Annotated in this window: 14 protein-coding genes and 1 pseudogene; 10 read left to right on the forward strand and 5 right to left on the reverse strand. The window is 39.7% G+C overall.

Annotated features, from left to right (window positions below):
* Window positions 1-5: 5 nt before the first annotated feature.
* The gene (locus NSS80_RS02710) at window positions 6-383 is read left to right on the forward strand and encodes a hypothetical protein (protein ID WP_034284113.1); all 378 of its coding nucleotides are present in this window, start codon (window positions 6-8) and stop codon (window positions 381-383) included.
* Window positions 384-750: 367 nt separating this feature from the next.
* Window positions 751-954, forward strand: a complete 204-nt coding sequence (locus NSS80_RS02715) for a cold-shock protein (protein ID WP_003214229.1) — start codon at window positions 751-753, stop codon at window positions 952-954.
* 277 nt (window positions 955-1,231) lie between these two features.
* Here NSS80_RS02715 and NSS80_RS02720 read toward each other — a convergent pair whose 3' ends face one another.
* Together NSS80_RS02720 and NSS80_RS02725 are read right to left on the reverse strand one after the other, a co-directional pair.
* A complete protein-coding gene (locus NSS80_RS02720; protein WP_098677662.1) occupies window positions 1,232-1,693 on the reverse strand; it encodes a CarD family transcriptional regulator in 462 nt (153 codons plus the stop codon).
* 329 nt (window positions 1,694-2,022) lie between these two features.
* Complete coding sequence (locus NSS80_RS02725; protein WP_041116774.1) at window positions 2,023-3,072, reverse strand: NAD(P)-dependent alcohol dehydrogenase; 1,050 nt, start codon at window positions 3,070-3,072, stop codon at window positions 2,023-2,025.
* Between the two features lie 218 nt (window positions 3,073-3,290).
* On the opposite strand from NSS80_RS02725, the gene NSS80_RS02730 reads away from it, so the two are divergent.
* Window positions 3,291-3,692, forward strand: coding sequence for a MerR family transcriptional regulator (locus NSS80_RS02730; protein WP_008346757.1), 402 nt, complete (start codon window positions 3,291-3,293; stop codon window positions 3,690-3,692).
* Window positions 3,693-3,735: 43 nt separating this feature from the next.
* On the opposite strand, the gene NSS80_RS02735 is transcribed toward NSS80_RS02730, so the two are convergent.
* Window positions 3,736-4,464, reverse strand: coding sequence for a glycoside hydrolase family 16 protein (locus NSS80_RS02735; RefSeq protein ID WP_025093569.1), 729 nt, complete (start codon window positions 4,462-4,464; stop codon window positions 3,736-3,738).
* A 271-nt stretch (window positions 4,465-4,735) separates the two neighbouring features.
* On the opposite strand from NSS80_RS02735, the gene NSS80_RS02740 reads away from it, so the two are divergent.
* The 7 genes and pseudogenes from NSS80_RS02740 to NSS80_RS02770 all read left to right on the forward strand — a co-directional run bounded on the left by NSS80_RS02740 (window position 4,736) and on the right by NSS80_RS02770 (window position 11,087).
* Window positions 4,736-5,308, forward strand: coding sequence for a TetR/AcrR family transcriptional regulator (locus NSS80_RS02740; RefSeq protein WP_317222579.1), 573 nt, complete (start codon window positions 4,736-4,738; stop codon window positions 5,306-5,308).
* A gap of 79 nt (window positions 5,309-5,387) precedes the next feature.
* Window positions 5,388-6,827 (forward strand): DHA2 family efflux MFS transporter permease subunit, encoded by a 1,440-nt coding sequence (locus tag NSS80_RS02745; RefSeq protein WP_252050111.1) that lies wholly within the window; start codon window positions 5,388-5,390, stop codon window positions 6,825-6,827.
* A 180-nt stretch (window positions 6,828-7,007) separates the two neighbouring features.
* The gene (locus tag NSS80_RS02750) at window positions 7,008-7,901 is read left to right on the forward strand and encodes an alpha/beta hydrolase (RefSeq protein ID WP_217008895.1); all 894 of its coding nucleotides are present in this window, start codon (window positions 7,008-7,010) and stop codon (window positions 7,899-7,901) included.
* Window positions 7,902-8,002: 101 nt separating this feature from the next.
* Window positions 8,003-8,131 (forward strand): annotated as a pseudogene (locus tag NSS80_RS02755) (MmcQ/YjbR family DNA-binding protein); the annotation flags it as partial.
* 167 nt (window positions 8,132-8,298) lie between these two features.
* The gene (locus tag NSS80_RS02760; protein ID WP_317222183.1) at window positions 8,299-9,060 is read left to right on the forward strand and encodes an SDR family NAD(P)-dependent oxidoreductase; all 762 of its coding nucleotides are present in this window, start codon (window positions 8,299-8,301) and stop codon (window positions 9,058-9,060) included.
* A gap of 86 nt (window positions 9,061-9,146) precedes the next feature.
* Window positions 9,147-9,296, forward strand: coding sequence for a hypothetical protein (locus tag NSS80_RS02765; protein WP_157840126.1), 150 nt, complete (start codon window positions 9,147-9,149; stop codon window positions 9,294-9,296).
* A gap of 642 nt (window positions 9,297-9,938) precedes the next feature.
* The gene (locus NSS80_RS02770; protein WP_041116784.1) at window positions 9,939-11,087 is read left to right on the forward strand and encodes a type II asparaginase; all 1,149 of its coding nucleotides are present in this window, start codon (window positions 9,939-9,941) and stop codon (window positions 11,085-11,087) included.
* Window positions 11,088-11,122: 35 nt separating this feature from the next.
* On the opposite strand, the gene NSS80_RS02775 is transcribed toward NSS80_RS02770, so the two are convergent.
* Window positions 11,123-12,016 carry an alpha/beta hydrolase gene (locus NSS80_RS02775; protein ID WP_041116786.1) on the reverse strand — a complete coding sequence of 298 codons (894 nt, stop codon included), beginning with the start codon at window positions 12,014-12,016 and terminating at the stop codon, window positions 11,123-11,125.
* A gap of 56 nt (window positions 12,017-12,072) precedes the next feature.
* Entirely contained in the window at window positions 12,073-12,525 is a 453-nt protein-coding gene (locus NSS80_RS02780; RefSeq protein ID WP_041116788.1) for a MarR family winged helix-turn-helix transcriptional regulator, read from the reverse strand.
* Window positions 12,526-12,866: the final 341 nt, after the last annotated feature.

Consider the following 12,866-nt stretch of genomic DNA (forward strand, 5'->3'; position numbering starts at 1 on the left):
ATAGCATGATAAAAAGGTTTTCTCTAGTTTTACTTACTCTAATGATGTCTATAGTTGTTATGTTAGTGGCTGCCCAAAATTCTCCTGGAGATAATGTCATTTCATTTGATCAGCCTCGCATCTTAATAATATCAATTGGAATAGTGGTTTTTTTATTCATTCCTCCGTTGGTGATGTCTTTTTTCAGTAACTTGATTGTGAGAACTATATCTGGTGTATACCAATGTTTTATTGTTCTCTCTTTTCTGGTACTAATTCCAATAGGATTTTTTATTCCAGATGGCTTTTTGACAATTGTTGTTTCTATCGCAGGAACTTTAGTCAGCGTAGCTAGTCTTATAGTAACTTTAATAATAGATAGGAATAAAAATGTTGAATATTAGCTGAAATAGAAATGACATCAATTTTCTAAGAGTACAGTAATGTTTTCGTTATTACCACTTTTAAATAATACTGACAGATGTCTGAAAAATGGAATGACGTTATGAACTTGTTTATTCCTTTCGAGATTGAACGTCCATTTTGTAGAAAAAATTATCTTAAAGTCAGAGAAGAACAAAATTATGTGGGATCGTTGATTTTGTTCTTTTGAATCCTAAATTGCAATTATTTCCGATTCATGTTACAATAAGAATAATTATTTTTGTTCGGCGTAAAGGATAGCATGAAGAAAGACTTTTCGTCTTGAGGATACTTTGGGCAAGGATAGTATAATACATTGTGTGGTATACGCACGAGGAGGCAACAAACATGGAACAAGGTACAGTAAAATGGTTTAACGCAGAAAAAGGTTTTGGATTTATCGAACGTGAAGAAGGCGACGATGTATTCGTACATTTCTCAGCTATCCAAGGTGACGGATTCAAATCTTTAGACGAAGGTCAAAAAGTAACATTTGACGTAGAGCAAGGTTCTCGTGGAGCTCAAGCTGCTAACGTTCAAAAAACTGCTTAATCTTCATCCTTTTAAAACAGGTTCTCTGTAGAGAGCCTGTTTTTTTATGCTTTCACGCATTTTTTCAATAAAAAACCCTACTCAGCGTACAAGTAGGGAGGTGTTACAAGGTAATCGTAAAAAAATTCATGCTTCAAAGGTTTATCAACAGTATAGCATATTGGATTTACAATATGCGGAATTTGCCTAAATAAATTCTTTTTTTCTTTAATAAATTGAAGGATGGACATGCTCGTAGAGAACTTGTATTCAAAAATGGTGAGTGTGGAAGAGGTTCTTAACAGAAACTTTTGATTTGTTTTTCTGTAATTCCTTTGATGACTTCTAATTCACTTAGCAAAAATTCATGGGCATCATCCAGCATTTTCTTTTCACTTGCATTGAGTGCTTTCTCTTTCTTCATACGCATCAGATCACGCACAACTTCAGCACCTTCTTGGATGTTACCCGTTTTTATTTTGTTTGTGTTAATTGTATGCCGTTCTTTCCATGTCAGTAATTGATCTGATTTGCCATGCTGGAAAATGTGCATTACATTCTTTAAAGCCAGTATATCTGTAACAGGTCTAATACGTGAACCTGACATTTTCCGTGTTGGAATCATTACTTTCATATGACTGATTGACATTTTAATCACATAATACTGTTGTTTTTCATCAGAGAATTCTTTTTCTTCTATGGCTTCAATTATACCTGCTCCGTGCATTGGATAAACAATGTTATCACCAATTTGAAACATATCATCCACCTCCATATAATGTATCTACTTTAAGGGTACCACACTTATGGGTAAAATAATCAAATTTTTAATAATAACATGTTTATTTATTTGTTGTCAATAAATTTTGTTCTAAAAAAGGGAGGTTATTTTGTGGGAATTTTGGATGTGATTTTTTTCATTTGAACATATCCTCCTCGCTATAAGAAAAACAGGATATCCACAATTACAGCTCGGGAGCCAGCCTTTATATCCGTATCCAGTCATTCAAACGTAAAAAGCTGTTTATGAGAAAATCATGTTAAAAAAAAAGACTAGCCATTGAGCTAGTCTTTCAAAATGGAATCCGATCATAACGTCGAAATATCAATCACAAACCGGTAACGCACATCACTTTTCAACACCCGTTCATACGCTTCATCAACTTGATTCGCATTGATCACTTCAATTTGTGGTGCAATGTTATGAGCAGCTGCGAAATCGAGCATTTCTTGTGTTTCTTGGATGCCGCCAACGAGTGAACCAGCAATGCTGCGGCGGCCGGAAATTAATGAAAAGACGTGGAATTGATCCGGCTTAGGCGGTGCACCGACGTTCACCAAGGTTCCATCTACACGGAGTAAGGACAAATAGGCATCCACATTAATGTTGGCAGAGACCGTATTGAGAATAAGGTCGTACTGACCGGCTAGTGTCTGAAACGTATCAGGATCACTTGTAGCAAAGTAGTCTTTTGCGCCAAATGACAGCGCCTCTTCTTTTTTATTCAAAGAGCGGCTCAATACCGTCACATCAGCGCCTAGAGCACTCGCGAATTGAATAGCAACATGGCCGAGCCCGCCCATTCCGACGATAGCAACCTTTTTGCCAGGGCCTGCCTTCCAGTGCTTTAATGGTGAATAAGTTGTAATGCCAGCACAGAGAAGAGGGCTTGCGGCATCAAGGGGCAGTTGATCAGGAATGCTGACGACAAATCGTTCAGTCACGACAATTTTTTGACTGTAGCCGCCATAAGTCGGCTCCCCGTCATAGTCACGGCTGTTATACGTTTGGACGACCCCTTTTGTGCAATACTGCTCGTCTCCATTTTGACAATATTCACAGGTGCCGCAGGAATCCACAAAGCAGCCAACGCCTACACGGTCTCCGATCTGAAACTTCGTCACATCATCCCCTACAGCTGTAACGACCCCAGTGATCTCATGACCTGGAACCATCGGGAAAATGCCGCCGCCCCATTCATCAAAAGCGCTGTGGATATCTGAATGACAGATCCCGCTAAATTGAATATCAATTAAAATATCATGTGGACGAAGCGCTCTTCGTTCAATGGTCGTCCGTTCAAAATTCGCTTTTGCGTGTGAAACACTTAAAACATTTGATTGGTGCGTCTGACACATTCTTGATCATCCTTTCAAAAATAAGATTCGATTCTTTCTTCTATACTGTACGTCTTAAAGTGAACTATAAGTCAACAGAAAACCTTCTGTCATAGCGAATTCAGGCTTTTATAACATTCCTGAATCAAGAATTGAGCCAAAAGCATCTTGCTTTCTTTTTCAAAATGGAGATGATGAGGAAAGGGAGATCGGAAGGTAAGAGAAAGAAGGAGGGCACAATGAAAATAGCACAAGCAGCAAAACAGCTCGATTTATCTACTGCGACACTTAGATATTACGAAAATATTGGTTTGATTAGGGAAATCAAACGTGACGATCATGGGATTCGTGATTATACGGAGGATGATCTTCAATGGATCGAATTTATCAAGTGTATGAGAAATGCAGGGCTCTCGATTGATGCGCTTAGAGAATATACAGCCTTATTTTTTGAGGATGATGATCATACGTTATCTTCGCGAAAAAACATTTTGGTCAATGAACGAGAAAGACTCGTCCAAAAACAAAAGGAAATCGAAGAGACCATTAAACGATTGGATTTCAAAATAGAAAGTTATGAAGATATTATCCACAATCATGAGAAAAAACTCGCTCATCAGCTGAAAACTCATTCTAATTAAACGAAGAAAAACCTGTGAAAAATCACAGGTTTTTTTGATAGAGTTATCTTTTTGTGTAACGCACCCAGTTATAATGTGCGTGGAGCGGGGTAACACCGTTGTAGGAGCCGAGCCATTCATCGACACCTGCACCATTCCACAGGTTCATCATAATTTTCCCTGGTGTTTGAGGAATTTGAGTGGTGGCGGTATGTTTTAATTGTCCATCGACATACCATTTGATAGAGTTTGGCTGCCAGTCAAATGCATACGTGTGATAAGAGTTCGCTGCATCGAAACCAAGGTTGACGATCTTTTCATGATTTCCTACACCATTGGTATAGTAGTTAAACTGTACCTTTGTCGTATCTTTTCCTAGAAATTCAATGTCAATCTCATCCCAAGGCGTGCCATCAGTCGGTCCCGTATAAGTGAAGAAAGAAGAGACGATCCCCACATTTTTGGCTGGCTTCATGTTGACTTCATATAGCCCATAGCCGTACGTTTGAACGGAGCGGTTTTCTCCGCAGTCAAACTTGTTATAGGCGGGACTTGTGAGCGATAAACGCATTTCACCTGATGAGGTCATCGACACGTTATTTGCACGCCACGTACAGTTAAACATGTTTCCATTCGAGTATCCATCGGCTTTTTGCCATAACCCCGTATTATAGTTGTTAAAAGGTTCATAAAACGATCCACCCGTTTGTGCCGAGGCACCCGCAGTAAATGTGGACAAACTCAAGACTAATCCAGTGACAAGCAGCATCAACATTCGTTTCATACGGTACATATTCGCATTCTCCTCTCCTTTTATGGAAGCGCTTTCTTTATTGATCATACATGATTCTTTCAAAAGGGAAAATCGGTCTAAATAATGATAAACAGCGTGTATTATTTAATAGAATTGAAAGAAGAATCATAAGTAAAAAATAATGATTGACATTGCGGACAGTTGTCCGTAAGATAATATCGGGACAATTGTCCTAAGAAAAACCTAAAGTGTTTTGATTTAACACATAGAGATAAGTGACATGTGGATGAAGGTAAAGAAGGTGAGCATGGTGGAAAAGGATATTGGGGAGGAAATTGAAGAGATCGCATTCTCCTTGTTTCAAGAATTTGGTGTAGAAAATGTCAGCATGCATAAAATTGCGAAAACAGCTGGTGTTGGGCAGGGTACTCTTTACCGCCGCTACGCCAATAAAAGTGATTTGTGCCTTTCTATCCTTGGGGAGAGATTTGAACAGCTGATCCCAGCTTTGCATCTTTACTTGAGCAAAATAAGTGATCAGCCGGTCCGTGAACGTTTGCGCTATGTTCTCGAAGAAATTCATCTCATCGTCGGTCACCATCTAGACTGGATTCGGATACTTACAATCTCTGGGAATTTAGAGCAGACAAGTAAAGTGTATGATAGTCATTACAGTCAATCACTTAGACAAATCATTCGTGATTTGCTTGAGGAAGCGAGAGAAAAGGGAGAAGCGAATATACAGGACATAGAACTGACAACGTTATGTATGTCCTCTCCAATGACGCCTGAGCTCATGTTTTATATACATGAATCTGGCTATTCAATCGAAAGAATCGCTCAATTTGCTGCAGAAAAACAGATTTTATCCGTCTTTCAATAGACATGAAAGTGGCTCATTTCTGACCACCCTGACTTCCTAAGGTTCATCTAAATTGAAAAAGAAAAGGAGCCAACTTAATATGAACAAACAGAAAGCAGCAGCTTCTGACATTCGAACGCTGCCCATTATTATTTCTTTTATCACAGCTGGATTTATTGGCTTGTTCAGTGAAACGGCATTAAACATGGCGCTGAGAAGTTTAACGTTAGACTTTGGAATTGAAGCGACGACTGCTCAGTGGCTGACAACAGGATATTTATTAACACTTGGTATTCTCGTACCGATTTCAGGACTCATTCTTCAATGGTTTACGACAAGACAGCTTTTCATTACATCGCTTGTCTTTTCGATCATCGGAACATTTATTGCGGCGGTTGCGCCGGTCTTTAGTATTTTAATGGTAGCACGTGTCGTGCAGGCAGTCGGTACAGCATTGCTTCTGCCATTGATGTTTAATACGATTTTGGTCATCATCCCGCCTCATAAACGAGGCAGATCGATGGGGATTATTGGTCTTGTGATCATGTTTGCACCAGCAGTCGGTCCAACCGTCTCCGGTCTTATTCTGAAATCGTTGACGTGGCATTGGATTTTCTGGATTTCACTTCCTTTATTAATGGCTGCACTCGTATTTGGTTATATCTTTATGCAAAATATTACAAAACCAACAAGACCGAAAATCGACATCTTATCAATTGTGCTTTCAACCATTGGTTTCGGCGGAATTGTGTATGGCTTTAGCAGTGCCGGTGAAGGCGGCGGCTGGAGCAGTATGCATGTCATCGTTGCAATTGTAGTTGGTGTCATAGGAATCCTTGTGTTCTCTTTAAGACAGTTGAACATGAAAGAACCAATGCTGAACTTAAGCCCGTTTAAATATCCGATGTTTGTTATTGGGTTACTTCTGATTTTAGTGTGTATGATGGTGATGCTGTCTGCTATGATGATTTTGCCATTGTATCTGCAAACATCCTTGGCGCTTTCTACATTTACAGCAGGTTTAATGCTGTTGCCAGGTGGAATTATCAACGGACTCCTATCTCCAATCATGGGTGGTCTATTTGATAAGTTTGGTCCAAAATGGCTTGTCATTCCAGGTCTTGTCATTGTCGCAGCGACGATGTTTGGCTTTACGAATCTAAGTGTGAATACGTCGATTGGATTCATTGTCACCCTTCATATTACCTTAATGATCGGAATCGCGATGATCATGATGCCTGCTCAAACAAATGGATTGAATCAGCTGCCGCCAGAGCTATATCCGCATGGTACAGCGATTATGAATACATTGCAGCAGGTGTCAGGAGCCATTGGTACTGCGGTCGGTATCTCGATCCTTTCTTCAGGCGCCCGCAGCTTTATGGAAAATGTGTCTGATCCCGCAAATCCGGTGAATCAGCTGCTCGCCTTTACAAATGGCGTCCAGCACGCATTTATCTTTGCAGTAATCATGACCATCGTTGGTTTAATTATTGCTTTCTTCATTAAACGAGTGAAGGTAGAACAGCAAGTATCATAAGAGAAATCAAAAGCACTGAGGACATAGCGCCGCAGTGCTTTTTTATTTGCTCAATGCTTGTTTCAAAGAGAGAGGAAAAGGGGAGATAGGTAAAAAGTGAACCAATGAAAATTGCAGTAGGAGGAGAAGAGGAAAAAGGAACGAATGAGTTAGAAATGAATATGAAAGGAGTCTGAGATCATGAACTTAGAAGAACAAATCAAAATCGCTGCGTCATTACGCCAGCCATCTGAAGGTTCATTACCGAGTCAATCGGAACTAAAACCGGTAAATCCTCCTGAAGTGAACAAAATGGAATATGACATTCCAACAAGTGCTGGCGAAACAAAGGTGTGGGTATTTAAGCCAGTGAACACACAAAAACAGCTGCTTCCTGTTTTTGTGAATTTACATGGCGGCGGATTTATCATGGGCAGTGCTGAAATGGATAATCCCTGGTGTCCAGTCATTGCAGACCGGGCGCAATGTATCGTCGTCAATGTCGAGTATCAGCTTGCACCCGAGCACCCTTTCCCAGCCGCTCTTCATGAATGCTACGATGTACTGAAGTGGCTGTATGAACATCCTGAGGAGCTTCAAATCGATCGGAATGCATTAGCCATTGGCGGACATAGCGCAGGAGGAAATTTGGCAACGGCTGCTTGTCTATTGAATATTCAAAGAGGAAATACACTCCCAATTGCCTATCAAGTGCTTGATTATCCGCCGCTTGATCTAGCCACTGATCCAGCACAAAAGCCAGCGTTTAAAGAAGCGATCCCAGTTGAATTGGCGAGGCTCTTTAATGCCTTCTATCTGCAAGGCCAAGATCCGCACAATCCGCTCGTTTCTCCGGTTTTTGCAGATCGTTCATCCTTAGCACAAATGCCTCCAGCTCTCGTCATCACAGCAGAGAGGGATTCGCTGGCTGAAGAAGCCGAACAATATGCTGCCAAGTTAAAAGAAGCTGGGGTAGACGTCACGTACAAACAATTTAAAGGCGTTCCACACGGCTTCACGCACGCCGGAGATTTAGCCATAGCTGAAGAAGCTTGGCATCTGATGAGTGATCAATTGAAGAAGGCGTTTGAATAAGAAAAGTAGAGTGATTCAAAAGCACAGGAGACAATGGGCCTGTGCTTTTATTACTGTTTCTGAAAAAAAAGTGAATGTAAAAAGGGTCAGATATCTTTCCTCAAGGAATTATCCCTGGCTACTATATGAATAAGACTCATTGGAATTCCATTTACCTTGATGCAGACATTCCATCCTCATTTGTAGAGGAGTTAATCGAACATTCCTACCAATTGGTTTTTCAAAAATGAACAAAAAAATCTCAACATGACATCCTCCAAAATGATTCAAAAGGAAGTGACTGAGGAGCTGTATCTCAGTTAGACATAATGCCCTTTGACTCTCTTCAAAATTGACTTGAGCGAAACGCTGTCGTTATAATTTAACCAGTTAGAAGACACGAATAGGGGGATATAAAATGGGCTATACAGTCATTACAGGAGCAAGCTCAGGTATTGGATATGAGGCGGCTCTCGCCTTTGCAGCACGAGGGGAAAATCTTATATTAGCTGCACGCCGGCTTGATAAACTCCAAGAATTGAAGATGAAGATTCATGATCAATATCCCGATATCAAAGTAGTCATACAGTCAGTCGATTTAACAAACAAAGAGCAAGTGTATTCATTTTATGAATCATTATCAGATTATGAGCTGGATACGTTTATAAATAATGCAGGGTTTGGTCACTTTGGCTCTATAGGAGAACAAGATTTAAGTAAAATTGGGGACATGCTTCATCTGAATATCGAAGCATTAACGATTCTATCCACTTTATTTGTTCGTGATTATGAGCAAGTAGAGGGAGCGCAGCTCATTAACATTTCTTCACGAGCCGGCTATACAGTCGTCGGCAATGCCGTCACCTATTCAGCAACGAAGTTTTACGTGAGCGCCTTTACAGAAGGGCTGGCCCTAGAGTTGAAAGGAAAAGGAGCCAAATTACAGGCAAAAGTATTAGCGCCATCCGCGACAGAATCAGAATTCGCAAAGCGTTCATTGGATGTTGACGAATTTGAATATGAAGGCAATTTCAAGAAATACCATACATCAAAAGAAATGGCAGCTTGTCTGCTTGAGCTTTATGACAGTGAAAAAACAGTCGGTATTGTGGACGGAAAGACATTCGAATTTGAATTAAAAGATCCGATCTTTTCACACGCTGGTACAAGTATGAAATAACGATTCCCATCACTGAGGTAGATTTCCTTAGTGATTTTTTTATGGCATGATTGGCTGTGTGGTCAAGCATAGGAGAAATGTAACAAGTGAAGGCGATTAAGCATTACAAAATTGCCCTTTGTCACTTTACAGAAAAGGATTTTGTACGTCCTAGGAAGATCGCTCAAAATGGATACCGATTATTTGATGAGAAAAATGCTTTAAAGAAACTAATGAAAAAAACACCTTCGCGTTAGGTGTTTTTTTCATGCATTCTTTGATAAAACAAAGAATCACAAGTCCAGTAGATAAGACTGCTCATGATGATGATGGGTAAAGACGCTTGACTCCCAATTCCATCAATGAAAAAGAGCATGACAACCATTGCAATCAGTAAATACGCAGCTAAATAAAGAGGATGGAAAGCCTTTGGCTGCAAAGAAAACAATAACTGCAAAGGAACCGCAAAGACGAAATAAAAAACAAAAAAGATAGGAATATAAAATATCAGAAACGTAGGCTCAGCTTGAATAGGTGGAAATAAGCAGACAAACAAGCCGAGTAAAATAGAGCTGATGAATAGAGTGATTAGGATTTTGTAAAAGGGTTGAAGCGAATGCAAAATGTATACTCCTTTTTTGTAAAATTTACTATATTTTATCATAAATTCATTAACAAGCATCAGTTATTTTTAAAATACGCCACCTTCAATACTCAACTTAATTACAGCAAATTTAGGTAATAAGAATTGAATAAATCATTAATATAATGCCCTTTTTACCTTTATTTGGTTCTATATCTTTAGCCTCATGCCGATGAATGAAGGTATGGTATAAAGTAAAGCCTATAGAAAGAGATTTAGCCATGAAATCCATCAAATGAGGAAAAGAGATGATCCAATGAACATGACAAAATGGTTAGGTGCTGTCCTTCTTTCTGTTTTATTACTAGTGACAGCAGCCTGTGCGAACACAGGCACTCAAGAGAATACTCAAAGCGAAAAAGAAAACGTATCCAGTGAAACAAAAGAGAAAAACAAAGCGGTTGAAACAGGGAATAAGTCCTTATCAAATATTAAGGTATTAGCCACAGGCGGTACAATTGCTGGCAGTTCGGACAGTGATACAGATACGACGGGCTATAAATCCGGTTCACTTGGCATTGATAAAGTCATTGCTTCAGTTCCACAGCTGAAGGATATTGCAAATGTTACCGGTGAGCAGGTCGCGAATGTCGGCAGTGAAAATGTTGATAACGCTCTTCTTTTAAAATTAGCCAAACGAGTGAATGAACTATTAAAAGATGATCAAGTGGATGGCATTGTCATCACGCATGGAACAGATACACTTGAAGAAACAGCTTACTTTTTACATCTGGTTGTCAAAAGTGATAAGCCTGTGGTGGTCGTTGGCTCAATGAGACCAGCATCGGCAATCAGTGCGGATGGCCCGCTTAACTTGTATCATGCGGTGAAAATTGCATCAGCCAAAGAAGCAAAGGGCAAAGGGGTCATGGTCACATTAAATGACCGAATTGCATCGGCTCGATTTGTTACGAAAACAAACACGACCACAACCGATGCCTTCAAGTCACTTGAGCAAGGGTACATCGGAGAAGTTACTGGTGAAGTGGTGTCCTTTTATAACGAACCGACAAGAAAACATACGACTGAAAGTGAATTTGATGTATCAAAGATAAAAGAATTGCCGCAAGTTGATATTTTATACGGCTATCAAAATGATCAAAAATATATGTATGATGCCGCAGTCAAAGCAGGTGCGAAAGGGATTGTCGTGGCTGCAGCAGGAAATGGAACGATGTCTACAGAAGCCATCAAAGGGGCAACAGATGCAGTGAAAAAAGATGTGGTTCTTGTGAGATCAAGCCGTACGGGGAATGGAATTGTCACCCACGAAAAAACGGATGATGAACATCACTTTGTGTCCTCTGATTCATTAAACCCGCAAAAAGCACGTATTCTGCTCATGCTGGCACTGACGAAGACAAAAGATCCAGTTAAAGTGCAAAGGTATTATGAACAGTATTAATGAAGAAAAAGACCCAAGTCATATTGGGTCTTTTTTTATGCATGTTTCTGATGTTCAGCACGTTCCTTTAAAGAGAGTAAAATATCTCGCCAAATATCGTCTACATCAGTAAGAAAGTGCCCCGCTTGATCTATAAAATGGGTTTTGACGTTTGGAATCGCCTGAGCTATTTTTTCTATTTCTACAAATGGAGCCATTGTATCTTCTTTTCCGTGCCAGACATCAACAGGGATTTGAATATCTTTCATATCGAATGCCCATGGTTTTGAGAGTAAAATGGGTTCACGAATACATTCATCCACTGATTGACGAGTCGCTTCGTATAAATGTGTCATCATCATCTCTAACTGCTCATCGGTTTGAAGGAATTGCCGATCCCACGGATGTAAATGCTTGTTCCCGTTTTTGGCCAGCTTCTTAAATTTCTCTGGTTTGTTCTCAATCATTTTTTTCTGGGAACGATAGCTTGCTTTCAATAGCCAAGGAAACTTCTTACTAAGGAAAAAGGCTAATTTATTTTCTTTTAGCATGCTTTTTGGCGGTTTTCCGCCTTGAAAAGGGGTTGTGCTTGAGATCAGAGCGGCTGAAAGGACGCGATGCGGCAATTGATAGGCACAACCAGCTGCGAATGCGCCGCCTCCAGATACACCCATCACTGAAAAATGTTGAATGCCAAGATTATCTGCCACTTCCAGCACGTCTTTTGTCCAGTCTAAAATTGTGCGGTCAGGTAGAGGGGTGGATAAACCGAATCCAGGTCGATCCAAACAGATGAGACGAATGCCGAGCTTTTGAGAGATTGGATCATCATCTAAAAACATCACTCTTGATCCAGGTGTTCCATGAAAAAAGAAAATTGGAAACCCCTCAAGATCACCGTATTGAGTCAAACCAATGTACCGGCCATCTTGTAAATGAATGCTTTGCATATTTTCATCCCCTTAATAGTTTAGATAACTTAAATATCAGTGAGAGAAACACCGTATTAAGGCGCTTCTTTTGCAATCTGATAGATTTTTTCGTATAGAGATAGTAATGTTTTTAAATCTTCTTTTGGAAGCTTTGCATAATATTTTTGAATAAGGTGCAATTGAATGTCTTCCGTATTCTTGTGGTAGTCATGGCCCTTTTGAGCAAAATCAACAATGATTTCTCTTCGGTTATGTGGATTAATTTCTCGTTTGACATAGCCGAGCTGCTCAAGCTTTGATACAAGCTGGCTAGCTGCGCTGGCAGAAATTGAAAAGTAATCAGCTAATTCATTGATTGTTCTCGTTTTCGTGCGCAGTAGCTCAAGTGTCAGCTCTTGTTTGGCTGATAAATCTGCATACTCATGTTTTAAGAATCGTTGATACTCTTCTACATAAATTGAGCCTAGAGCATTCGAGTATTCAATGATCTTTTTACCGTAATGAATGATTCCCTCATCCAATGACATCACCTCTCTTCTATTATAGGCAATCTTTATAGTTAAGTGAAGTTAAATATAAAGAAGAATTAAATGAATGACGGATATATTTGAAAGGAGATCACCGGTATATCCACTTTTTCATCAAAAAGGGACATAGTATACTTCCCATGACCCCTGCACATTCATAAAATGTGGTTGGTTTGAATTTGAACACGTAGTACGCCAAAGCAGCCATGAAAAGGTCGCAGAAGAAAAATACATATAAGTCCTTTTTGGTGATAGCGCAAATGACTGTTCTGTTTGTTTTCACATGAATCATTCCTTATGAAGTCGATGACTTTTTCATTGTATTATAAGGAAAATCCATT

Origin of the sequence: Bacillus sp. FSL M8-0350 (assembly GCF_038593345.1) — a bacterium.
Taxonomy (GTDB): Bacteria; Bacillota; Bacilli; order Bacillales; family Bacillaceae; genus Bacillus; species Bacillus safensis.